This is a genomic window from Amycolatopsis sp., assembly GCF_036008905.1.
In the GTDB taxonomy this organism is placed as follows: Bacteria; Actinomycetota; Actinomycetes; order Mycobacteriales; family Pseudonocardiaceae; genus Amycolatopsis.
The window spans coordinates 1-23,030 of the sequence record NZ_DASYMU010000107.1 but is presented as its reverse complement, the minus strand read 5'-3'; the positions used below and the strand labels follow the sequence as shown (position 1 = coordinate 23,030).

Below are 23,030 nucleotides of genomic sequence, written 5' to 3'. Positions count from 1 at the left end.
TCCAGTGTTGGTGCTCGGATGATCTCGATGAATTCACTGCTGAATGCCGCGCTGGTCTTTTCCGCGCTGAATGGCCTCGGCGATCCGCTTGATACGGCGGAGCCGGGAGTCCCACGCCGCTCCCACCGAGGACAACTGCGCGACCGCGCGAGCGAGTTGTGCCTCGTCCACCCGGTACCTCCGCTCTCGCCCGGCGGGTGTGGCGTGCACCAGGCCGACGCGGTCGAGCACGCCGAGATGTTTCGCGATGGCCTGACGTGTCACGGGAAGCTGTTCACTGAGGCTGGTGGCCGTGCCATCGCCCTCCGCCAGGAGCAGGTCGAGCATCCGGCGGCGGGTCGGATCCCCGACAGCGGACCACAAGTCGTCGTCGACGGCCGCGGTCACGGGGTCGACACCAGCCGCGCGAGGTACACCCCGAGCCGGGGAACGTAGGTGTCCCAGCCGACGCTGTGTTCGCGGTACTGCTCCTCGAGCTTCGCGGCCTCCCAGCCCATCTCCCGGAACCCGGTCTCGGTGAGCCGGATCCTGGTGCCCGTGCCCGACGGGGTGAGTTCGAAGGTGATCAGTAGCGAGTTGGCGGAGTCGTCGATCTTGCCCTCGGGATAGCACCAGCGGAACGAGAACAGGCGAGGCGGCTCAGCGTTCACCACGGTGATCGGGACGACCTGCGCCCGGTCGCCCCAGACAAGCTCGCCGACCGCGCCGGGAGTCGCTTCGACCTCGGCGGCGTCGGTCCACCATTCCGAGATGTGCTCAGGGCTGCTGACGACTTCGAAGACCACCTCGGGCGAGGCGTCGACGTGGATCTCTCGTTCGATACTGCCGTACTCCGTGCCGGTCACGCTTCCTCCATGTGCAATGTTTGGTTGCACATCACGCTAGCCGACCGCTCATCGTCGCGCAACCATTGGTTGCTTATTGGTTGCCGGCTCGGCCAATCGCGAGCCATGGACTGGTAGCGGGCCAGCGAACCGCGGCAGGGAGTGGGGGAGTCGCCAAACAGCGGCATTCCCGGCCGTAAGCTCCCTCCATGAAACTGGGGCTCGAGCTGGGCGAAGACGACGACGTGCGAAGGTATCGGCGAAAGCGGACGCGGTACCGCGTCGTTTGCCTGGCCTGTGCCGGCGCGCTGGCGATCGCCGTCGCCTGGGTGGTCGTCGCGGTGACCCAAGGCGTCGAGTCACTCCATGACGACGATTTCGTCACGCTCATCTCTATCACGTTCGGACTGCTGGCCTTGCCGGTGCCGGTCACCGCCGTCAAGACCGCGCGGTGGAACAAACGGCTCCGCCAGCGACTCTATGACTTGGGTGACGGCAAGATCGTCCATCCTCCGGACAGCTGGGTGCCACCGGGTCCCGGTGTTACCAGCCACGACGGTGTCGACTTGTCCGTCGAAATCCCGCAACTGCGCACAGTGGCGTGGCGCGCGGCGGGAATCGCGGCGCTGTGGATGGCGGTGATGGCAGGCGGGTTCATCGGACTGGGCCAGCTTTCGCAATCCTCGCAGCGGTTGCTGGACACCGGCACCAAGGCGACGGGCACCGTGTACGGCTCATCTCTGAGCAACGGCGGATCGATCGAGGTGTACTACCCGGTCGGGAGCATCATGGTGACCGCCCAGATCGAACTGCTCTCCAAACGATCGTTCGCCCAGGGTGCGAAGGTGGAGGTCACCTACGATCCGGCCGAGCCCACGCGCGTCCGCACGGCGGACGACCCGAACGACTCGCGGTTCATGGGGATGTTCTTCGTGCCACTGGGCGCGGCGCTCCTCGGGTTTCCCTTCGCCGCCGTGGCCGCCACAGGCTGGTTCCGGCGATACCGCGCGGTGCGGCGCACCGGCTGGCATCCAGCGTCGGTGAAGGCGGTGAAGTTCGGTGGCGCCCTGCCGACCATCTATGTGCGCTACACCGCCGGAGGTGGCGGTGAGATCACGATGCGGTCGGTCGCGTCGAGCCACGGAGCGATGCGACTGGCGCAGGACAAACCCCAGCAGGCCTGGGTCGGCGGCGAGGATCGGGCGATGGTGGTGCTCTTTCCCCGCGACGACGGCAAGCGCCCGTACGCCGTGCCGGCACGGTCAGACGGGCTGCGCGAGGTGACGTTGAGGCATCGGTGGAAAGCACGGCGTAAGCGTCGCTAGTGGACGACATCGCGCGCTGTCTGACGGCCGCGCTGCGTAGCTCGTGGAGGTCAAGGATTGTCTAGGCGACCTAGCCTCTCGTCCCGTGGTTGATCATCATGGGTAGTGTCGGTTCTCGTGCATGCCATTGAGAGCGAAGCCGCAGCCGCACCGGCCATTTCGGACAGTAAGACGTTCGCGCGTGCGTTCGCCGACCTCCGTGACGGCTTCAGCAACCGCGAGCTGTGGCTCCACCTCGGCTGGCAGGACATCAAGCAGCGCTATCGACGCTCGGCGATCGGCCCGTTCTGGCTGACCCTGAGCATGGGCATCACCGCGCTCGGCCTGGGCCTGCTCTACTCTCAGCTGCTTGACTCGCCGATCCAGACATATCTGCCCTACATCACCGTCGGCTTCATCGTCTGGAACTTCATCAACGGCTGTGTCACGGAAGGTGCGGAGACCTTCATCGCGAACGAAGGCCTGATCAAACATCTACCGGCGCCGATCTCGGTCTACGTGTTCCGGACCGTGTGGCGGCAGACCCTGATGTTCGCGCACAACATGATCATCTACTTCATCATCGTCGTGGTCTTCTGGGGCGGTATCACCAAAGCCGGCTACGTCATCACCGAAGGCGGCACTCCGCAGCCGGGGCTCAGCTGGAGCGTGTTGCTGGCGATCCCCGGTTTCCTGCTGCTGGCGATCAACGCCGGTTGGGTGACACTGCTGTTCGGCATCATCTCGACCCGGTTCCGGGACATCCCGCAGGTGATCGCGAGCCTGATCAACCTGGCGTTCTACATGACGCCGATCGTCTGGTCCACCGACATCCTCACCAAGAAGTTCGAGAACGCGGCGGGCTGGCGTGGATACATCGCCGAGCTCAATCCGCTTTATCACTTCATCCAGATCGTGCGCGCGCCGCTGATCGGTGCCCAGGACAGCTGGCACCACTGGGTCGTCGCCGGGGGAATCGCCGTAGTCGGCTGGTTTGTCGCGTTGGTGGTTATGCGTAACTACCGTTCCCGCGTCTCGTATTGGGTCTGAGCACACGCGGTCCAGCCTCCGGGCCGCCTTCCGGTGCGACGTAACAGACGCCGGTCCGCCTTTTCTGGACGGGACAAGCTTGCAGCCCGGCGGTCATGCCGGTTTCGGTTGGACAGCCTGGCTCGACATCGCGGCCGACGGTGTGAACAAGTACCACCGGCCGCGAGGCGTCCCGTCCGGCCGGCGCCGCCGCGTTCGATCGCGATGCGCTCGTTGCGAAGCGGGTTCACCCCGTGCCCCGAGGATTCGGGCGCGCCGTATTTCGTTTCCGACGACGACCGGACGGGAGTCCTGGTCGCGATCGTGAACGGCGGGCCGTCGTGCCCGCAAGCCGGCCGCGAGATCATCGCGCGGGTGGATGTCGTGGCCGACTGGATACGCGAGCAGATGGCGGGGTAGCCGGGTGCTCAGGCCCCGTTGAGTCCGTCGAGGAAGACCTGTTCGAACCGCGCGGGATTCGCGTTGTACGCCACGGTCAGCCGGTCTCCGTCGGCGCGTGGCGCGGTGCGGCCGGACTGTGGCCCGTGCTTCACGACGACGATCCGGGTCCCGCGGATATCGGTGACCACACCGTCGTTGTCGAACGCCATCACGGCCGCCAGCGCGTCCCACCAGTAGAAGTACTTCAACGCGATCCCGTCGCGCATGATCGGCTGCGTCATGATCGCGTGCACGATCCGTGCGCTCGGGGTGGTGCCCCCGGCGCCGATACTGTCCACAAAGGACTGGGTGATCGGCACGTCGTTGGTGGCGTCCAGCGGGGTGAGGATCACCGGCAGCGCACGGAACGCGTCCCGTGCCGACGGCGGATCCATCCAGATGTTGAGCTCCTGGGTGTTGTCGAACCCGGGCAGGGCCTCGCCGAACAGGTTGCCGGGGACATGCACCGCGCCACCCATGACGTGCACGGCGTTGATCCTGCGGGTCAGTGGGCTTCCTGGGGGCACGGCGCGGACGAGGCTGCTCAGCGGTCCGGTCACCAGCACCGTGACCTCGCCCGGCGTCGAGCGCAATGTCGACGCGATCAGTTGTGCGGCAGTGAGTTTCGACGGCGGAGGGGTGCGCCCGGCGTCGCCGAGCGCTCCGGTGAGGACCGTCTCCATGTCTCGTACCGTGGCGGCGGGCGCCGGGTGCACGCCCGTGTTCGAGCCGTCGGCTACCGGGATTCCCGGCAGTCCGCACTGCTCGAGCACGCTGATGGCGTGCTGACGGGCCCGGCCCGGGGTGCCGAACCCGTTGTTGTTGACGGTGATCGCGCGCAGGTCGATCCGGCGCTGCTTGTGCTGGACACAGAGGTAAGCGAGGGTCGACGCGTCGTCGACGTCCAGATCACTGTCGTAGATCACCGGTGTGGGCCGGGTTTCCGCCTGTGCCACCGGTGCGACCAACCCCGCGACAGCGACGGCGAAGACGAGCAAAACAGTTCGCATCGAAGCCTCCCCAGGCAAGCCGAGCGAACAAGGATAGTCAGCCGACCCACGAGATGTCGACATAGCGTGATACCCCGCGTCCGCAACTACCGCCATCGGTCGAGGAGATGGCGAAGTGGGGTTGACCCCAACGCCTGACCTTGTGGGGCAGGCGTTGGGGTCGGGCCGAAGGGATCAGGCGTTGGGGTCGAACGGGATGTTGGCGGGCTTGGCTTTCGCGAGCTCGCCGTTGAAGGAGCCGTCCCGGAGCCCGAACTGGGCGGAGCCGAAGTCGGCCTGGGTCAGCTTGTCGCGAAGGCCCGCCGGGTAGTTGTCCCAGCCGACCAGCGGCGGGTACTGCCACGCGCCCTTGTGGTTCTCCGGCTGCTCATCGAAGCCCGCGATGCGGAAGCAGTGCGTGGAGACACCGTCCTTGTGGTAGATGACTTTGGGGTGGACGCCGGTTTCGTCCCAGGGGACCTGGGATCGGGGGTAGGTGTTGTAATTTCCGTGCGCGGACGCCGAGACGTACTGCGGGGTGTTGCCTTCGACCCAGACCACGATGTGTTCCCAGTCGTGCCGGTGCCCGCCGAGTCCGGAGCCCGCCACCGCCTGGTCCTTCTCGAAGTAGAGGCCGTAGATGTAGGCGCACCAGCCGTTGTTGCACTTCACGCGGGAGTACGCGTTGGTGTTGTCGAGATCCCACGAGTCATGGCAGCTGCCGTTGACCGCGCCGGTGGTGTTCAGGCCGGGCGCGATCGTCCCGTCACGGCCGATCGCGGGAGTGGGGTAGCAGCCGTCGCCGTCGTAGTCGAAGGCCGGCTCGTAGGTGCGGTCCGGCCAGGGAGCGGACCAGTCGAGGGCTTGGGGCGGGTCCGCGAAAGCGACGCCTGAGATACCGAGGAGCATCGCGATCACGGAGCCGAACACGAACGACAGCCTCCCGATCCGACGTCGGCCCTTGGCCGGGGGCGCGTGTTCTCGGGATGTCACTTCTCGCATAGTGCTCTCCTGGAGTGGGTCGGGGATTCACCGATGTGGATCAGTGAGTAAATGACTAACTACCAACGTGAGGGCAGTCACAGGGACAAATGTGAGTAAATGTCACGAAAATGAGATCAAACGCAGGTGGCGCCGCGAGGGACGTGCCATGAACACACCGGTCACGCGAGGTCAACAACGGCCACATGGGTTCGCACGGCGCTGACGCGAAGGAAGTCGAGTTGCTCCGCGGGCGGCGTTCCGGCGGGGCGGTGTACGCGACGATCTTGGGGTCCGATCCGGGGACGTCCTGCGCGCGGTGCTGACCCAGCCGAACTCGGGCACTGCCGCCCAGCGGCATCTCTGGCATCTCGGGCTCGACCCCCGACCGAGCCCGAGATGACACGTATCCTTGTCGAACGCCTGCTCGTGCCACTTCGCGCTAAAGGCGCGTACGGCAAGGACATCTGGCGTTCGGTGGTGTGCTCTGTGGAGCCACCGGCCGGCCCATTTCACCGAACTCACCGGGGCGGGCCTGCGTGACCCGGCCGATCTCGCCGAATAATCCCGCGCCAGCCACGCGGGTCCTTAGTCCGTAAACCCAGTCACCACGACTTACGGCCGTCCACGGCCGGAAGTCTTCACCGCGCGCGCTCGCCGAAGGCCAGGTTTGCGGGAGCAGGGCGCCCCCGGCACCCATCTCGCGCATACCTCCCCATGCCACGCCCTGGTCACGCAAACCTGATCGCGCGCCTGCCAATAAACACAGGCTTCTAGCCATACCTCTGACCGCACCACGCAGCTCTGAGCCGCACAAGCCAGAGCCCAACCACCAACTTTGAGCCGTACCCCACCAAGCCCTCCGGGATTACCCCAACGCGGCGTTGGGGGCACTCAACGCCCCCAACGCCGCTTTGGGGTAATCCTTACCCGCCACGCCGCCCCCAAGCCCTGCCACATGATCGGTAAGGGTTAGCGTCGCCTAACCTAAGTACTTCGGCCGTTCGGGGGAATGTCAGCTAGGACACGATCCGCTGTCTTTCACCCGGCCGAGCGCGTCCACGCCTCCGAGGCGGCTTCCGGGGAGGAGTAGAGCGAAAAGACCTGGTCAAGTCCCGCGACCTCGAAGATCCGAGCCACCCGATCAGGCAACGCCGCCAAGGCGACACCGGCGTGCGCGGCCAGCGCCCGGTTCCGCGCCACGACGAGCACGGTGATCCCGCTGGAGTCACAGAACGTCAAGGCGGACATGTCGACGATGAGTTGCTGGCCCGGCCCCAGTTCGAGCTCCCCCAGCACCTCGCGGAGGTAGGCCGTGTGGCGGAAATCGAGGTCCCCGGCCAGCACGAGCAAATGGCCGCCGGCGCTCGTGTGCACGGTGGCGGTCAGCTCTGCCACTACAGCCGCTCCAGCGCAGGGACACTGAAAGCGAGCACCGCCGTGTCGTCGTCGAGCCCGTCGCCGAAGGTGTCAAGCAGCGCGCTCACCGCCTCGACGGACTTTCGCGCGGACGTCGGCGCGAGCTCGAGGGCGAAGTCCTCCAACGCCTCTTCGCCGTACCGTTCCCTTCCGGCGCCGGGCCGCGCTTCGGTGAGGCCGTCGCTGTAGAGCATCATCGCGTCACCGGGCCCGAGCCGGACGGAACCGGCCACGAACCGCGCGTCGGGCAGGATGCCGATGAGCTGGCCGCCAGGGGTGAACCGGTATTCCGCGGTGCCGTCGGCGCGCAGCACCAGTGCCGGCGGGTGTCCGCCGCTGGCGAAGGTGATCAGGCAGCTGGCGCCCTCGACCACGAGCACGCCGAAGATCACCGTGCAGAACCTCGGGTCGTCGCTGTGGTACTCCTGGTTCATCACGGTGTTGAGATTGCCCAGCACCGCGACCGGATCGGGATCGTAGATCGCGGCGGAACGCATGGTGTAGCGGGCGAGCGAGGTCAGCGCCGCCGCCGTGGCTCCCTTGCCGCAGACGTCGCCGAGGAAGAACCCCCACCGGCCGTCGGCCAGTGGGAAGACGTCGTAGAAGTCGCCGCCGACCTGGTCGTGGGAGGCGATGCGGTAGTGCGCGGCGATCTCCAGGCCCGGCACGGACGGCAGTGCGGGCGGCAGCAGCGTGCCTTGCAACGTAGTCGCGAGCCGCTGCAGGCGGGCCCTGTCGACGTCGGCTTCCTGGCGGGCACGCAGCAGCTCGCGTTCGTAGGCACGCCTGTCACGGGCGTCGAAAACGGTGGTCCTGATCAGGAGCGGCCGCCCGTCGGACCCGGTCTTCACCACCGACGAAACGAGCACGGGCAGCCGGGCGCCGTCCGCGCCCTTGAGTTCGAGGGCCACCCCGCCGATCTCGCCCTGCATCTGCAGCAGTGGCGCGAAATGCGTCTCGTGGTACAGCTTGCCGCCGACGGTCAGCAGATCCGTGAACCGCCTGCGCCCCACCAGTTCTTCGCGCGAATAGCCGAGCCAGCCCAGCAGCGTGCCGTTGATCCTGGCTATCTGCCCGTCGAGCATCGTCGAGAGATAGCCACAGGGCGCGTTCTCGTAGAGGTCTTCGGCGCTGTCTTCGAGCAGGGCCGAGAACGTCGCGTCGGAGGCGTTCCCGGCATCCCCATCCTGGTCCCGGCCCGGGTCACGCCCGGTGCTGCACATCATGGAGGCCCGGCGGCGAAGGCGACGATCGCCTCGGCCGTGGGCCGGGGTGCGCTCAGCTGCGGGCAGTGTCCCGTCGCGTCCAGGGTGACCAGCCGGCTGCCGTCGATCCCGGCGTGCACGAAGGCGCCCACCTCGGGCGGGGCGATCGCGTCGTCGGAGCACTGCAACACCAGCGTCGGGACGCCGACCTTCGCCAGGTCGGCCCGGTTGTCGGAGAGGAAGGTCGCCCGCGCGAACGTCCGCGCGACCAGCGGATCGGTGGCGCAGAAGCTGTTGGTCAGCTCCTCGCCCAGCTCGGGGCGGTCCGGGTTGCCCATGATCACCGGCGCCATCGCCGCCGACCAGCCGAGATAGTTGCTCTCCAGCGATTCCAGCAGCTCGTCGATGTCCTCGCGGCTGAACCCGCCGCGGTATTCGCCGTCGTCGATGTACCGGGGTGACGGCGTGATCAGGACCAGCTTCGCGAACAGGTCCGGCTCGCGGATCGCGGCCAGCACGCCGACCATCGAACTCACCGAATGCCCGACGAACACGACCTGCTCGAGGCCCAGCTCGTGGAGGACGTCCAGGACGTCGTCGGCATAGCCGGCCAGGTCGGAATAGCGGTCTTCCCGCCACGAGGCGAGGTCCGAGCGGCCCGCGCCGACATAGTCGAAAACGACCACCCGAAAGTGTTCCTCCAGCGCGGGCACGACCAGCCGCCACATGTGCTGATCGCAGCCGAATCCGTGCGCGAGCACGACGACCGGACCGTCTTCCCGGCCGGTGACCACCACATGATTTCTGGCACGGACGTCCATGCGGACCATCCTTGCACTCACCTGCCCGCGGCGGGCATCGGCGACGCCGCTCGTCTGCGCGGCCTCGCCGGTGTTTCAGCCGATCAGCAAAGTTCGGCCACGCTCTGCCGTATCAGGCGCGCATCACCCACCGGCGGTCATCGTCGCGTCACGGGCGGTTCAGGTGTTCCTCGACTCGTTGGTGATTTTCCACCAGGCGCAGGCAAAGGTGCCGCAACTGGGTCATCTCGGCCGGGGTGAAGCCGTGGAAGACCGCGGCCATCGCGGCTTTCGTGGGCCCGCGGAAGGATTCGAGCCATTCCTGCCCGGCCGCGGTGATCCCGGCGAGGACGGATCGGCGGTCCTGTTTGTCCGCGACCCGTTCCGCCAGTCCTTCGCGCTCCAAGGTGTCGACCAAGCCCGTGACGTTGCGGGAACTCACCCCGGCCGACCGCGCGAGGTCGCCGATGCTGACCCCCGTCCCGGCCGCACTGAGCCGGATGAGGACGTCGAGGGCGCCGGAACTCAGGCCGCGGCTCCCGGTTCCGTGTCCCCGCAAGCGTTCCATCGCTTGACTGGCCGTACGGGTGGCGGCCGCGGCTTCGAGGGCGAGCGTGTCTTCGCCGGCGGTGAACTCGGCCATCGCCGTCCTGACCCGGACGTCGAAGAGCTGACCGTCCGGGTCATGTTCCAGGGTGGGTTTATGTACGTTCTTCATAGTGAAGTCGTACTTTAATACGTACTTCCCAATTGTCAATCCGCTGCTGCGGCTACTGAAGATGTTGTACGGTCGGTGCCGGAAGCACTGCACTTCGTAGTTGCCTGGGGGCGCGAGTGGCGGGCACGGAAGAGCCGGCGGCGACGTTCCGCCAGGTCTTCGCGCTGCGCGAGTTCCAGGCGGTGTTCGCCGGGCAGCTCGTGTCGGTGGCGGGCGACCAGCTCGCTCGCGTCGCCCTGTCGGTCCTCGTCTTCGACCGCACGAAATCCCCTGGCTGGTCCGCACTCACCTACGCGCTGACCTACCTTCCCGACGTCGTCGCCGGACCACTGCTGTCCGGGCTCGCCGACCGCTGGCCACGACGTCAGGTGATGGTGGTGGCCGACGTCGCCCGCGCGGTGACGGTGGCGCTGATGGCCATCCCCGGCATGCCGCTGGTACTCGTCGGCGTATTGCTGGTGCTGGTGCAGTCGATCGGCGCGCCGGGCAACGCGGCTCGGGCCGCGACGCTGGCGGTGGCGCTCGTCGGCGACAGGTACGTGCTCGGCAAGAGCGTCATGGACATCACCGTCCAGCTGTCCCAGGTCATCGGGTTCGCCACCGGGGGCATCCTCGTCGCGGGAATCGGGGTGTCCCAAGGACTTCTGGCGGACGCGGCGACGTTCCTCGCGTCGGCGTCGCTGGTGCGCCTCGGGATCCGGGCGAGACCGAAACCGTCGACGCCCGGCTCGGAGTCCGAACGCTGGTGGCCGAGCCTGCGCGCGGGTGCCGTACTCGTCGCGACGACACCGAAGCTGCGCGCACTCGTGGCCGTCGCCTGTGTGGCCGGATTCTACGTGACCGTCGAAGGCCTCGCGGCGCCCTACGCGGCCGAAATCGGCGGCGGACCGCAAGCGCTCGGACTGCTGCTCGCCGCGAGCCCGGCAGGGGCCGTGGTGGGCATGTGGATCGTCAGCCGGTGGGCGCCGGCGACGCGGTTACGCCTGCTGGGGCCGCTGGCGATCGGCTCGTGTGTCCCGCTGACGTTGTGTGCGCTGAACCCGGGACTTTCGGTGACGGTGCTGCTGTGGTTCCTCTCGGGGGCGGCGAGCGCGTATCACCTGCCCGCGTCGGCGGAGTTCGTGCGCGCGGTGCCCGACCATCGGCGCGGTCAGGCGTTCGGACTGGCCGCGGCCGCGCTGAAAACCAGTCAGGGACTGGGCATCGTGCTGGTCGGGGTGGGCGCGGAGTACGCGGTGCCGTCGACGGTCATCGCCGTCACCGGCGGGTTGGGTGTGGTGGCTGCGGCCGCGGCGGGACTCGCTTGGAGGCGGGCCCGCCGCGAACCGACGGCCGTCGGATCGGGCACTGCCGATCCCGCCTAGTGGGCCGCTGAGGTCCACTCGTTCCCGCGCAAGGTCCACTCATTCCCGCGCATCGTCCATTCATTGCCGTGCATGGTCCATTCGTTGCCCCGCAGCGTCCACTCGTTGCCGCGCATGGTCCACTCGTTGCCTCGCCGGTTGTCACTCATGGTGATCACAGTCCTTTCCATTGGTCCACTCGGGTTGAACAGGGCCCCGGTGATCGACACCAGGTGAGCCGCCTCTTACGGTGAGGTGCTCACATCTGCTGCCATCGAAGGGTGCGTTCAGTGTGAACGACCGAGCGCGGCGGAGCTCACCCCGGCAATGGCCGATGTGGACTCTGCCCAGATCAGCAACCTGGTATGTGCTGGTCATCGACGTTTTGGCCCTGATCTTCACGTGCATCTGCACAGTGAAAACACCCGCTCCGACCCATCAGCAGTGGGGCTGGTTCGCGATCCTGACCGCGGCCGCCGTCCTGCACCTCGAAGCCGTACGCACGATCGAGCGTCGCCGGGAGAAAGCCGTCGCCGGAGCGCCGTACACGAACCTCAAATCGCTGTGGGTCTGCGCGGCCGTCCTGCTGATCCCGCTGCCGCTCGTCGTCGCGCTGATCGTGGCGTCGTACGTCTACTCCTGGCTGCGGGTCTACGGGCAGGCCAAGGCCCACCGGAAGATCTTCTCCGCGTCGACCTTCGTCGTCGCTTCGGTGGCGGCATCCGCGATGCTGCAGGTCGGCGGGCTGACCACGGTGCCGAAGATCCCGACCAGCCTGTGGTCACTGCTCGTCGTGCTCACCGCCGCGGCCACCTGGTGGCTGGTCAACTACGCGCTCGTCGTCGGCGTGATCCTGTTGTCCATTCCCGGTTCCACGCTGAGGAAGGCGCTGGGCGACCTGTCGGACCAGCTCGTCGTCGCCGCGGCACTGGGGCTCGGCATCGCCGCGGCCGCGCTGATCGCCGACCATCCGTGGGTGCTGCCGGTGCTGGCCGTCACCGTGCTGTGCGTCCACCGAGACCTGCTGCTCCCGCAGTTCCAGCGGGCGGCGCGCACGGACGCGAAGACCGGCCTCGCCGCGCCCACGTACTGGGCCGAGGTGGTCAAGGCCGAGCTGCTGCGTGCGAAGTCGGCCGGGACCTCGGTCGGGGTGCTGATGCTGGACCTCGACCATTTCTCCGATATCAACAACGTCTACGGCCACCCCGCCGGAGACGAAGCGCTGACAGCCATCGCGCGCGCCGTGCTCGCCGAAGTCCGGCGCGACGACCTGGTGGCCCGCTTCGGCGGCGACGAACTCGCCATCGTCCTGCCCGACATCGACCCGATCGAACTACTCGCCGTCGCCGAACGCATCCGCGCGGCGCTGGGCCGTCCGATCATCCTTTCGCAGACGCTGAACGGCGGCCCGGAAACCGTCACCGGCATGACGGCGACCATCGGCGCGGCGGTGTTCCCCCAGTCCGGGCAGACCTACGAGCAACTGCTCCTCGCCGCCGACACCCAGCTCTACGGCGCGAAGAACGCCGGACGCAACCAAGTCCGCCTAAGCCCCGCCCACGACACCCCCTCGTGAGTGGCTACGAGTGCTAGAACACTCGTAGCCACTCACGAGCCACCCACCAGCCGCGCCTGGGCACATGGTCCCGCGGTCTCCTAGACGCCCCAGTCCGGGCGCAGGGGCATGCCGGCGTCGCCTTCGGCACCGACCTTGACGCCGAGAACCTGGGTCAGCTCGATCTCGCGCCGTTCGAACGCGAGGCGGCACGCGGCCATGTACAGCGCCCACACCCGGCCGCGGCCCGCACCGGCTTCGGCGATGGCCTCGTCCCAGTTGGCGTCGAGGTTCGCGCACCAGCCCGCGAGGGTTTCGGCGTAGTGCTCGCGCAGGTTCTCCAGGTGCCGGACCTCGAAACCGTTGTCCTGCATGGCGGACACGATCTCGCCGGAGGCTTCGAGCTCGCCGTCGGGGAACACGTACCTGTCGATGAAGCCGCGCGAGCGGTGCGGCACGCGGGTGTTCGGGTTCGTGACGCAGTGGTTCAGCAACCGGCCGTGGACCTTGACTTTCGAAGCCAGGAAAGAGAAGTACGACGGTAGGTTGCGCGCGCCGATGTGCTCGGTGAGTCCGATCGACGACACCGCGTCGAAACCGGTTTCCTTGATGTCGCGGTAGTCCAGGTGCCGGACCTCGGCCTTGTCGGCCAGCCCTTTCGCGACGATGTCCTTTTGCGCCCACTGTGCCTGTTCCCGCGAAAGGGTGACACCGAGCGCCTGGACGCCGTAGTGCTCGGCGGCGTGCTCCACCATGCCGCCCCAGCCGCAGCCGACGTCGAGCAGCCGCATGCCGGGCTTCAGGTCGAGTTTGCGGCACACCAGGTCGAACTTGTTCTTCTGCGCCTCTTCCAGCGTCGCGTCCGCGGTGGGGAAAACCGCGCAGGTGTACGCCATCGACGGGCCGAGGACCAGTTCGTAGAACCGGTTGGAAACGTCGTAGTGCCGGGAAATCGCGCTGCTGTCCCGGGATTTGGAGTGCCGCAAGCCGTGCAGGCCGCGCCGGAACCGGCTGGGCAGCTCCTCGACGGGTGGCTCCACCCGGCGCAGATGCTGCGGGCCGAGTTCGCGCAGCAGCCACACCTTGTCCGCCGCGGTCACCTGATCGGCCTGCGCGGCCAGCGCGTGAAGAGCCGTGTAGAGATCGCCCGAAACGTCCAAATGCCCTGCCACGTAAGCACGAGCGACGCCGAGATCCCCCGGCGACGACAGCAGGTAGCTCAACGCCAGTGGCGATCGCACCTCGATGCCGACCTTGGCCCCGGCCGGTCCGCTGGAGCTGCCGTCGTACGCCGTGATCGACAACTCGCTGCGCGGTCCCACCAGACGTTCGAGGATCTGCGCGACGGGAGTCCGTGACCTGCTCATGTGTTCTTCTCCTTGCTCAACGGCCCCGGACGCACTTGTCGTAGAGGTCGAGCAGCCTGTGCTTCTCGTCGTATCGGTCTTTCAAGGCGTGGTACGCCTTCCCGTTATACCTCTGCCAGAAGTCGTCCTCCTGGTAGAAACTCTCCGAGTACAACGACTTCCGGCCACCGAGTTCCGAAACCTTCGTCTCGATCATCCGGTTGTGCGTCCCGTCGCGCTCACCGGGCTCGAGCGGAACCGCCGACCAGAACCCGAAGTTGACATACAGCGCTTCCGGGTCCAATTCGTACAGTGGCCAGTTGACGCCCTGCGGACGCTGCTGGACCGGGCAAACCCACACCGGGCTGATCGGGATCTCACGCTGGAAGAAGTCGAGGAATTCGACGGCACGGTCCAGCGGCACCTCGATGTCCTGGACGATCGTCTCCTCGGGCGGGTTTCCGCGCATCCGCTCGATCCTCGCGGCCACCTTGTGCTTGCGGTCGAGCGCGACGAGCTTCCAGTACACCTCGGACCGCAGGAGCCGCCGCCCGAGGAAGAACCGGGCGAACTTGTTCTGCACCCCGAAGGCGCGCGAACACCAGAACCAGTCGGTGTCCCAGCGCCACAGGTAATCCCGGACGGTCAGATGGTCGACCTTCAGTCGCTGGATCGACCGGTAGTAGATGTCGAGCCAGGTGTAGTCGCTCACCGCGGGTGCTTCGTCGACGAACGTCCCGATGGTGAGGTACATCTCGTCCGGCCCGAACACGGTGCCGTCGACGAAGTCCACCGCCGCGCCCTCGTGGGAGCGGGTCTCGCACAGGCGGCCCATGTCCTCGAAGTACTCGCGGGGATCGTGGTGCCGGACGTGGGTGAGCCGGACGTACTCCTTCACCGGCTCCAGCTGGATCCTCAGGCGGAGCGCGTAACCGAGCGTGCCGTACGAATTCGGGAAGCCGTAGAACAGCTCGCTGTGCTCGTTGTCCGGCCGCACGACGAGCACGCGGCCGTCGCCGGTGAGCAGTTCCATCTCCAGCACCGACTCGTGCGGCAGCCCGTTGCGGAACGACGACGACTCGATGCCAAGGCCGGTGACGGCACCGCCCAGCGTGATGGTCTTCAGCTGCGGCACGACCAGCGGCATCATGCCGTACGCCAGCGTGGCGTCCACCAGCTTCTCGTAGGTGACCATGCCCTCGACCTCGGCGATCCGCGCCTCGGGATCGACCTCCAGGACATGGATGAACCCGGAGACGTCCAGGCCGGGTGTCTTCGTGGCGGACCTCGACCGGAAAAGGTTCGAGGTGCGCTTCGCGAGCCGCACCGCCGCGTCCGCCGGCACGTCGGCCAGTTGCCTCCGTAACCCGGCGACGCGTGCGTCGTGCTCGGAACGACGCGAGGTCACGTCACCCGGCGACCGGTCCATAACGCCCTTGCGTCTACCAGCCATCCTGCAATGATCCATTATTCGCCGCGCATCCGCACCTCCCCCGCGCCAGATGTCCGATACCTACACGGGAGGGTGATTCAGCACGAACCGGCGGATGGGACGGCCAGCCCGCCCCCCGCCTGGCCGGACAGCTACAAGCAGGCGGGGAGCAAGCTCTTCATCTCCAGCAAACCGTCGACACCACATGGCGCGCATCCGCGACAAGCCGGGCGCACCAAGCCCACAACCAGCCGTGCCCACCCACGTGCCACGGCTAACCCAGCCAGGCCATCTCGAGTCAAGACTTGCGTGGCCAACCACAAACCCGGTCCACTTTTACTGCACTCATGCGGCCGCAAAGTCTCGAGCTACCGCAGTAAGCCCGTTGGGCGGCAGGCGAAAAAACCACCACGCGCGCCCTCTTTGGCCGAAGGCCCACGGTTTCGCGGCGGCAGGGCGCCTACAACACGCGACTTCCACACCTGGTCACGCCCTGGCGACGCGAAACCGTCAGCGCGCAAAGCCGCCAAAAAACCAGTGATGGCGACATACCTCAGGACTGCCATGAAGGAACCCTTCCTGCCAAAAACCGCAAGGAAGGATCCCTTCACACCACGGCAAACCCGGCCACACCCAGCCGTGCCCACCCATTTACCGTGCCACTAAAGGGCTTCCTCAGCATCGAACACCTGCCGAAGCCGCGCCAGCGCCCGATGCTGAGCGACCCGGACCGCCCCCGGCGTCGACCCCACAGCCTCCGCGGTCTCCTCCGCCGACAGTCCCACCACGACCCGCAGCACCACGATTTCCCGTTGCTTGGCCGGCAACATCGACAGCAACCGGGACATCCGCTCGTTCAGCTCATGCCGCAGTGCCAGCTGCTCGGGCCCGACGTCACTCTCCACCTCATCTGGGATCTCGGCCACCGGCTCGATACGGTTCACCGCCGCAGCACGGCGCACATCGGCGACCTTGTGCTGCGCGATGCCGTAGACGAACGCCAGGAACGGCCGCCCTTCGTCGCGGTAGGACGGCAGGGCCATCAGCACGGCGAGGCACACTTCCTGTGCGACGTCGTCCGCTGACGCGAAGGAGCGTTCCCGGCTGCCGATCCGGGCGCGGCAGTATCGCAGCACCAGCGGGCAGATGAACCGCAGCAGCCGCTCGACGGCCTCGGGATCGCCGTCGACGGCTTCGGCGACCGATTCCTGCGGATCCCACGAACCTCGGACGCGGACGGCGACGCAGTGCCCGGTTTCGGCGCGCGATTTGATGCGGGCCAGGGTGCCCTTGACGTCCAGGCCCGAGCGCAGAGCGTCGGCGAAGGCAGTGTCGGCATCACGCAACCAGCGGTCGAAGTCATCCACGATCGACACCTCCGAGCTCCACGTAGATCCGCCTGAGCCGTTTGCGCGCGTGCCGGACGGTCGAGCGGACCGTGCCCTGCCGGACACCGAGCCGCTCCGCGATCTCCGCGTGGGTGTACCCGTCGAGGGACCACGCCATCACCACGCGCTGCCGCTCGGGCAGCCGCGCGAGCACGGTCACGACCAGCGACGAGTTCTCGAGCAGGACCATCAGCTTGTCCTCGGCGTACTCGTCCGGGCACGCCCAGTCGCTGCGGATCGCCCGGTTGACGCCGTCACGGGCCCTGGCGACCTGCCGGGCCGCGAGCCGGATCCCCGCCTGCCGCACCCACGCGCCGGGCGAGCCGATCGAGTCCCAGGCCTGGAAGGCGCACAGCATGGCCTCCGACGCCGCGTCCCTGGCGACCTCGGTCTCGAAGCCGTGTTTGCACAGAAAACCCACCAGCAAAGGAAAGTCGGCCGCGAAGAACTCGGTGAAACCGTTGTCACCGCCCACCCGGCACCACCGCCCCTCACCGCCGTAACCAGCCCTCAAGGGGTAAGTACGCCGAAAAGGCCGCTACGTGCAACGACTTGGCCGCTTTTGCGGCTCAGCCGCCGAGTTCCTGGCGTAACCGGGCGAGCGCGCGGTGTTGCGAAACGCGGACGGCACCCGGCGTCGACCCGACGGCCTCCGCGGTTTCCTCGGACGACAACCCCACCACCACGCGCAGCAGCACGATTTCCCGTTGCTTCTCCGGCAGTTTCTCCAGCAGCCGGGACATCTGTTCGTTCAGCTCGACCCGCAGCATGCTCGCCTCGGGGCCGGCTTCCCCCGGAGCCGCCGATTCGGGCAGGTCCCCCACCGGTTCGGCACGGTTCCTGGCCGTCGCCCGGTGCGCGTCGGCCACCTTGTGCTGGGCGATGCCGTACACGAACGCGAGGAACGGCCGGCCCTGATCGCGATAGGACGGCAGCGATTTCAGGATCGCGACGCACACCTCCTGGGCGACGTCGTCCGCCGAGCCGAACGAGCGTTCCTGCCCGCCGAACCGGCCGCGGCAGTACCGCACCACGAGCGGACGCAGATAGGCCAGCAACCTCGCGACGGCGTCCTGGTCGCCGTCGACCGCTGCCGCGGCGATCTCACCGATCTCCCGATCCGGGGTCGTCCGGACCGATTCACGCAACATGGCACGCGCCTGGCTGCGCGTCGTAGTCCCCGTCGTCCATGCTCTGGCGCCCCCTCATCAGCTTCGGATCGCAAGCAGTCCTCACGGGATAGGTGCCGCACGAGCACCTCTGAGTACAACGACTTGACAACGGTGAAGGTTGCCTTCGATTCGACTTCACTCGTTAGGCCGAATATGGGTGGAAAAGCAACGACATACTCGGCCATTCAGGCGCTGGGCACTGGTCCGCGCGGCACCTTGCTCATCCGGATCAGCAGGACGAGACCGGCCACCAACAGGGCAGCGGCCAGTCACTACCGCACAATTGCGGTTTCCCCGTAATAGCCGAATTATTTATATCCGACTATGTCACAAGGCTGCCGAGAAGGCGCTCACACGCGGCCGCGCTGCTGTGGTTCCCCACTCCCACGAACTGGGAAGACGCGCCCGTCAGCACCCTGGCCGCGGCTTGGCGTTCGCCCAGGATCGTGTGCGTGCGGCCGATGTCGAGGCGCACCTGGGCGGCGCACTGCTCGTCCCGCAGCGATTCCAGCAGGCCCAGCGCCCGCCGCAGGCAGGTCATCGCCCGGCGCGGATCGTCGCGCGCGAGGTGCAGCTGGCCAAAACGCCGCAGCACCAACGCTGTCCGGTGGTCGTCGCCCAGTTCCGCGCACACGGCCATGGCCCGGTCGAGCTCGGCTTCCGCTTCGCCGAGCCGTCCCATTTCCAGGTACGCGACGGCCAGCGAAGTGTGCATATGCGCCACACCCAGACCGTGTCCGGCTTCGGTGAACATCACCAGCGCCCGCTGTCCCCGCTCACGAGCTTCGTCAGGCCGCCCTGTCGCCCTCGACACGACTCCCAATCCCGTGAGCGCGCTGGCCATTCCGCGTCGATCGCCGATCGCTTCGCTGAGCTTCAGCGAGCGGCTCAGCAACTTGGTGGCCTGCGGGAATTCGTCCCGATAGAGATGCAGTTGGCCGAGCCCGCGCAACAACGCCGCTTCCCCGCGGACGCAGCCGCTGGAAATCGCCGCGCCCAGCGCCCGCTTGTGGCAGCGCGACCATTCCGCGTACTGCCCGCGGTGGTCGAAGTAGTCGGCGCCGACCACGGCCAGTTCCCAGGCCATCTCGCCCAGTCCGGCGTCGGCGGCACGGGAGATCGCGGCTTCGAGGCCCAGGTGCTCGGCCTGGAACCACACGAGCGGGTCGTGCACCAGCGCGTCAGCGGCCGCCGGGTCCATCGGGCGGCGCGTCGCCTCCCCCGGCGCCGGGCGCAGCACGCTGCCCGGCAGCCGGGCCGCCGCGCGTTCGGCCAGCCAGAGCCAGCCGCCGAGGGCGCGGCCTGTCGCCGCGGCCCGCTCGGCGGCCGATTCCTCGGCGACGGCTTCGAGCGCGAAGGAGCGCAGCAGGTCGTGCATCCGGTAGCGCGGCCGTCCTCCGCCGCGTTCGACCAGCTGAACCATGTTGCGGCGATGCAGGTCTTCGAGCGGCCTTTCGACGCTGTCGACGTCCATGGCCGCCGCGGCCACCCACTCGGGGAAGTCGGCCGACGGCAGGAGCGCGAGCCGGCGGAACAGCTTCTGCCGATCGGGATCCAGCTGCCGGTAGCTGAGCGAAAAACTGCTGCGGACGGCCAGATCCCCGGTCTGCAGCCAATCCAGGCGTTGCCGTTCGACCGACAACGCCGTCGCCACGTCCCCGAGTTTCCACAGGGACCGGTCGGCGAGCCTGCTGCCGACGATGCGCAGCGCCAGCGGCAGCCCACCGCAGTACTCGAGCACCTGCCCCGCGGACTCGGCTTCCTCGTCGAGATCCAGCGAGCCGACGAGCCGTGCCAGCAGTGCGGCGGCGTCGCCGGTGGAGAGCACGTCGAGCGGCACGGACCGGCCCAGTTCCAAGCCGGCGAGGGAGAACCGGCTGGTGATGATCACCGCACAGCCCGGTTCGGCCGGGACCAGCGGGCGAAGCTGCGTCTCGGACGCGGCGTCGTCGAGCACGAGCAGGACCCGGCGGCCGTGCAGCACGCTACGGAACAAACTCGCGCACTCGTCGAGATCGGGCGGGATCATGTCCGACGGCACGCCGAACGACCGCAGAAAACCCGCGAGCACCGCTTCCGGCGTGCGCGGCTCGGCCGTGGTGCCACGCAGCGCGGAAAAGAGCTGGCCGTCCGGATAGGCGTCACGGATCTGGCGGGCGAGGCGGACCGCCATCGACGTCTTGCCGATCCCGCCGACCCCGGTGAGCACGAGAACCGGTGGGGTGTCACGACTTTCGTCCGGGTTGAGCTCGGCGAGCAAGTCCTGGACCTGTGCTTCCCTGCCGACGAAGTCCGGCAGGCCCGGCGGCAGCTGGCAAGGCGCGACCAGCTTCCGGTAGACGGTGTAACCCGGCGAGCTCAGCCCGGGTTCGGCTCGCAGGATGTCGCTGTGCAGCGCGCGGATGGCCGGTGACGGCTCGACACCGAGCTCGTCGGCGAGCCGCCGATGCCATTTCCGGTAGGCCTCGGACGCCTCCGCGATCCGTCCGGCCCTGGCGAGCGCCGTCATGAGCTGACCACAGGACCGCTCGCGGAACGGATACGCCGCAACGAGTTCCCGCAGTTCGGGCACGAGCCGGTCGTGCCGGCCGAGGAGAAGCTCGGCCTCGACGCAGTCCTCCAGCACGGCGAGCCGCAGCTCCTCCCACTGCCCGAGGACGTCGGCCGCCATCGCCGATGCCTGGCCACGCCACAAGGTCAAGGTATCCCGGATCCGCGAGACTCCCTCGTCGTAGCGCCCTTCCGTGAGCAGCGCCCGGCCGTCCGCGATCCCTTCCCCGAAGAGGTCGACGTCGACCTGGCCGGGCTCCACCCGCAGGACGTAACCGGTGCCCTTGGTCTGGATCGGCTGTTCACCGTCCGGCGACCGCAACGCCCGCCGCAGCCGCGAAATCAGCCCCTGGACCTGCACTCTCGCCGACGCCGGCGGCGAGTCTCCCCACAGTTCCTCGGCCAGCTTGTCGCTCGAAACGAGCCGGTTGGCCGCCACGAGCAACGCCGTGAGCACCGTTTTCGCCTGCGGCGGCCCGAGCTCGACCTCCCGGCCGTCCAGCTCGACCGCCGGCGATCCCAGCAAACGGTAGAAACACACTCCTGAAGCCACGACATCCCCCTTGGACATCAACGTACGTGACATTTGACCCCAGAGTGTCACAACTAGCGCGGTTGCGAAACACACATCCGGGGATACTCCGGAGTAGTAATGCGCCCCGGGAGACCTACGCCTGAAGGCTCGCCACGGTTGCCTCAGCGCGATCAACTTCATCCGAATCGCCGCTAACAAAAGACCGTAAGATTGCTACGTCACATCGGTATCATTGCTATCGCAGACGTGTTAACGTTATTCCCATGAGTACGAGAACAAAGATCCTGGAAGCGGCGGCCACGCTCCTCGCCGACTCACGGGTGGCCGATGTATCCACTCGCGCGGTCTGCGAAGCCGCCGGGGTCGGCGCACCGGCGCTGTACCGCCAGTTCGGCGACAAGGAGGGCCTGCTCTCCGCCGTCGTCGACTACGGGTTCGAGCAGTACCTCGCCGGCAAGCGGGCCGCCACCCCGTCGGCCGACCCGGTCCAGGATCTCCGTGACGGCTGGGACAGCCACGTCGCGTTCGCCGTGGGGCACCCGGCGTACTACCGGCTGATGTACTCCCCCGCTGTCAGTGCCCCGCCCGAGGCCGCCGCCGAAGCCCACCGGCTTCTCCTCGAGGTCCTCGAACGCTGCGCCGCCGCCGGCCGGTTGCGGGTGTCCCCCGAAACCGCCGGGCAGATGATCATGTCCGCGAATGTGGGTGTCGCGTTGATGCTCGTCAGCCGTACCGACACCTACACTCCGGATGTCTCCACTCGAGTCCGCGACGCCGTCCACGCCGCGGTGTTGACGCCCCGGAACGACTCGGCCCCCGGAACGGCACAGGACACCGCCACCGCCGCCGCGTCACTCGGCGCGATCCTGCGGAAGACACCGCCGGACGCGCTCAGCGGACCCGAGACGGCCCTGCTGGACGAGTGGCTCACCAAGCTGTCCGACTAGGAAAAAACCAGTACCACCAACGGAAGCCGCACCCCGCGACCTCCGGCGATACCGCACACCCAAAACACCCTCGAAAGCGAGATTTCTCATGACCAGCACCGAAAACACCGCCCGCGTCGCCATCGTCACCGGCGGATCCCGCGGTATCGGCCGGGAAACGGCCGAGCGTCTCGCCTCCGACGGTTTCGCTGTCGTCATCAACTACGCCGGCAATAAAGTCGCGGCCGACGAAGCCGTCACCGCGATCACCGGCAAGGGCGGGCAGGCCATCGCCGTCCGCGGCGACGTCGCCGACGAGGGCGATATGACGGCCGTGTTCGACGCGGCGCGGAACACCTACGGCGGGGTCGACGTCGTCGTGCACGCCGCCGGGACCATGTACCTCGCGCCGGTCGTCGACATCGACCTCGACGCGCTGGACCGTATGCACCGCACCAACATCCGCGGCACCTTCGTCGTCGACCAGCTGGCCGCGAAGCAGGTCCGCGACGGCGGCGCGATCATCAACTTCTCCACCTCGGTCGTCGGGCTGGCGATCCCCAGTTACGCCGCGTACGCCGCCACCAAGGGCGCCGTCGAAGCCATGACCCTGATCCTCGCCCGCGAACTCCGCGGCCGCGGCATCACCGTCAACGCCGTGGCGCCCGGCCCGACCGCCACCGCGCTCTTCCTCGACGGCAAGGACGAAGAGACCATCTCGCGGATGGCCGCGCAGCCGCCGCTGGAGCGCCTCGGCAAGCCCGAAGACATCGCCGACGTCGTCTCGTTCCTCGCCGGCCCCGCGCACTGGATCAACGGCCAGGTCATCCGCGCCAACGGCGGAATCATCTAACTCCCTTCCCAGCAACCCAGACAGGAGTCACCGCCATGAGCAAGGTCATCGTCATCACCGGCGCGTCCAGCGGGATCGGCGCCCTCACCGCACGGGCGCTGGCCGACGCCGGTCACACCGTCTACGCCGGGATCCGCGACACCGCGGGCCGCAACGCGCCGCGGCTCGACGAAATCAAGGCGTACAACGGCGAGCACGGCACGGACCTGCGCGGCATCGA

The 23,030-nt window shown here is 67.7% G+C and carries 23 protein-coding genes; 8 read left to right on the top strand and 15 right to left on the bottom strand.

What is annotated here, in order from left to right:
• Nucleotides 1-33 precede the first annotated feature (33 nt).
• Both VGP60_RS19745 and VGP60_RS19740 read right to left on the bottom strand, forming a co-directional pair.
• Entirely contained in the window at nucleotides 34-387 is a 354-nt protein-coding gene (locus tag VGP60_RS19745) for a metalloregulator ArsR/SmtB family transcription factor (protein WP_327549513.1), read from the bottom strand.
• The gene (locus VGP60_RS19740; protein WP_327549512.1) at nucleotides 384-845 is read right to left on the bottom strand and encodes an SRPBCC family protein; all 462 of its coding nucleotides are present in this window, start codon (nucleotides 843-845) and stop codon (nucleotides 384-386) included. The genes VGP60_RS19745 and VGP60_RS19740 overlap by 4 nt, the downstream gene beginning before the upstream one ends.
• A 188-nt stretch (nucleotides 846-1,033) precedes the next feature.
• Between VGP60_RS19740 and VGP60_RS19735 the strand changes: the two genes are divergently transcribed.
• The 3 genes from VGP60_RS19735 to VGP60_RS19725 all read left to right on the top strand — a co-directional run bounded on the left by VGP60_RS19735 (nucleotide 1,034) and on the right by VGP60_RS19725 (nucleotide 3,577).
• On the top strand, nucleotides 1,034-2,149 hold the full coding sequence (locus VGP60_RS19735) for a DUF3592 domain-containing protein (protein ID WP_327549511.1): 1,116 nt from the start codon (nucleotides 1,034-1,036) through the stop codon (nucleotides 2,147-2,149).
• Between the two features lie 117 nt (nucleotides 2,150-2,266).
• Complete coding sequence (locus tag VGP60_RS19730) at nucleotides 2,267-3,178, top strand: ABC transporter permease (RefSeq protein WP_327549510.1); 912 nt, start codon at nucleotides 2,267-2,269, stop codon at nucleotides 3,176-3,178.
• Nucleotides 3,179-3,382: 204 nt separating this feature from the next.
• Complete coding sequence (locus tag VGP60_RS19725; RefSeq protein WP_327549509.1) at nucleotides 3,383-3,577, top strand: trypsin-like serine protease; 195 nt, start codon at nucleotides 3,383-3,385, stop codon at nucleotides 3,575-3,577.
• 8 nt (nucleotides 3,578-3,585) lie between these two features.
• Here the strand turns inward: VGP60_RS19725 and VGP60_RS19720 are convergent, their stop codons facing one another.
• From VGP60_RS19720 to VGP60_RS19695, 6 genes are all read right to left on the bottom strand, one after another.
• A complete protein-coding gene (locus VGP60_RS19720) occupies nucleotides 3,586-4,608 on the bottom strand; it encodes a nucleoside hydrolase (RefSeq protein ID WP_327549508.1) in 1,023 nt (340 codons plus the stop codon).
• A gap of 174 nt (nucleotides 4,609-4,782) precedes the next feature.
• Nucleotides 4,783-5,496, bottom strand: coding sequence for an NPP1 family protein (locus tag VGP60_RS19715; RefSeq protein WP_327549552.1), 714 nt, complete (start codon nucleotides 5,494-5,496; stop codon nucleotides 4,783-4,785).
• Nucleotides 5,497-6,609: 1,113 nt separating this feature from the next.
• On the bottom strand, nucleotides 6,610-6,966 hold the full coding sequence (locus VGP60_RS19710; RefSeq protein WP_327549507.1) for an STAS domain-containing protein: 357 nt from the start codon (nucleotides 6,964-6,966) through the stop codon (nucleotides 6,610-6,612).
• Nucleotides 6,966-8,213, bottom strand: coding sequence for a PP2C family protein-serine/threonine phosphatase (locus VGP60_RS19705; protein WP_327549506.1), 1,248 nt, complete (start codon nucleotides 8,211-8,213; stop codon nucleotides 6,966-6,968). Before VGP60_RS19705 ends, VGP60_RS19710 begins: the two co-directional genes overlap by 1 nt.
• Nucleotides 8,210-9,013 carry an alpha/beta hydrolase gene (locus VGP60_RS19700; protein ID WP_327549505.1) on the bottom strand — a complete coding sequence of 268 codons (804 nt, stop codon included), beginning with the start codon at nucleotides 9,011-9,013 and terminating at the stop codon, nucleotides 8,210-8,212. Before VGP60_RS19700 ends, VGP60_RS19705 begins: the two co-directional genes overlap by 4 nt.
• A gap of 148 nt (nucleotides 9,014-9,161) precedes the next feature.
• Nucleotides 9,162-9,710 carry a MarR family winged helix-turn-helix transcriptional regulator gene (locus VGP60_RS19695; RefSeq protein WP_327549504.1) on the bottom strand — a complete coding sequence of 183 codons (549 nt, stop codon included), beginning with the start codon at nucleotides 9,708-9,710 and terminating at the stop codon, nucleotides 9,162-9,164.
• 116 nt (nucleotides 9,711-9,826) lie between these two features.
• Between VGP60_RS19695 and VGP60_RS19690 the strand changes: the two genes are divergently transcribed.
• A complete protein-coding gene (locus tag VGP60_RS19690) occupies nucleotides 9,827-11,074 on the top strand; it encodes an MFS transporter (RefSeq protein WP_327549503.1) in 1,248 nt (415 codons plus the stop codon).
• Here the strand turns inward: VGP60_RS19690 and VGP60_RS19685 are convergent.
• Complete coding sequence (locus tag VGP60_RS19685) at nucleotides 11,071-11,223, bottom strand: hypothetical protein (RefSeq protein WP_327549502.1); 153 nt, start codon at nucleotides 11,221-11,223, stop codon at nucleotides 11,071-11,073. The two genes, VGP60_RS19690 and VGP60_RS19685, sit on opposite strands and share 4 nt — an antisense overlap.
• A gap of 245 nt (nucleotides 11,224-11,468) precedes the next feature.
• On the opposite strand from VGP60_RS19685, the gene VGP60_RS19680 reads away from it, so the two are divergent.
• A complete protein-coding gene (locus VGP60_RS19680; protein WP_327549501.1) occupies nucleotides 11,469-12,629 on the top strand; it encodes a GGDEF domain-containing protein in 1,161 nt (386 codons plus the stop codon).
• A gap of 80 nt (nucleotides 12,630-12,709) precedes the next feature.
• On the opposite strand, the gene VGP60_RS19675 is transcribed toward VGP60_RS19680, so the two are convergent.
• The 6 genes from VGP60_RS19675 to VGP60_RS19650 all read right to left on the bottom strand — a co-directional run bounded on the left by VGP60_RS19675 (nucleotide 12,710) and on the right by VGP60_RS19650 (nucleotide 21,049).
• Complete coding sequence (locus VGP60_RS19675) at nucleotides 12,710-13,975, bottom strand: class I SAM-dependent methyltransferase (protein ID WP_327549500.1); 1,266 nt, start codon at nucleotides 13,973-13,975, stop codon at nucleotides 12,710-12,712.
• Between the two features lie 16 nt (nucleotides 13,976-13,991).
• Nucleotides 13,992-15,407, bottom strand: coding sequence for an FAD-binding oxidoreductase (locus tag VGP60_RS19670; RefSeq protein WP_414640380.1), 1,416 nt, complete (start codon nucleotides 15,405-15,407; stop codon nucleotides 13,992-13,994).
• 641 nt (nucleotides 15,408-16,048) lie between these two features.
• A complete protein-coding gene (locus VGP60_RS19665) occupies nucleotides 16,049-16,753 on the bottom strand; it encodes a sigma-70 family RNA polymerase sigma factor (RefSeq protein ID WP_327549499.1) in 705 nt (234 codons plus the stop codon).
• A complete protein-coding gene (locus tag VGP60_RS19660) occupies nucleotides 16,746-17,249 on the bottom strand; it encodes an RNA polymerase sigma factor (protein ID WP_327549498.1) in 504 nt (167 codons plus the stop codon). The genes VGP60_RS19665 and VGP60_RS19660 overlap by 8 nt, the downstream gene beginning before the upstream one ends.
• Nucleotides 17,250-17,343: 94 nt before the next feature.
• Nucleotides 17,344-17,925: a sigma-70 family RNA polymerase sigma factor gene (locus tag VGP60_RS19655; RefSeq protein WP_327549497.1), complete on the bottom strand. Its 582-nt coding sequence runs from the start codon at nucleotides 17,923-17,925 to the stop codon at nucleotides 17,344-17,346.
• 343 nt (nucleotides 17,926-18,268) lie between these two features.
• Nucleotides 18,269-21,049 carry an AfsR/SARP family transcriptional regulator gene (locus VGP60_RS19650; protein ID WP_327549496.1) on the bottom strand — a complete coding sequence of 927 codons (2,781 nt, stop codon included), beginning with the start codon at nucleotides 21,047-21,049 and terminating at the stop codon, nucleotides 18,269-18,271.
• Between the two features lie 245 nt (nucleotides 21,050-21,294).
• Between VGP60_RS19650 and VGP60_RS19645 the strand changes: the two genes are divergently transcribed.
• From VGP60_RS19645 to VGP60_RS19635, 3 genes are all read left to right on the top strand, one after another.
• Entirely contained in the window at nucleotides 21,295-21,978 is a 684-nt protein-coding gene (locus VGP60_RS19645; protein WP_327549495.1) for a TetR/AcrR family transcriptional regulator, read from the top strand.
• Nucleotides 21,979-22,066: 88 nt separating this feature from the next.
• Nucleotides 22,067-22,810 (top strand): SDR family oxidoreductase, encoded by a 744-nt coding sequence (locus tag VGP60_RS19640; RefSeq protein WP_327549494.1) that lies wholly within the window; start codon nucleotides 22,067-22,069, stop codon nucleotides 22,808-22,810.
• Nucleotides 22,811-22,845: 35 nt separating this feature from the next.
• The coding region (locus VGP60_RS19635; protein ID WP_327549493.1) for an SDR family NAD(P)-dependent oxidoreductase at nucleotides 22,846-23,030 on the top strand (185 nt) is incomplete at its 3' end.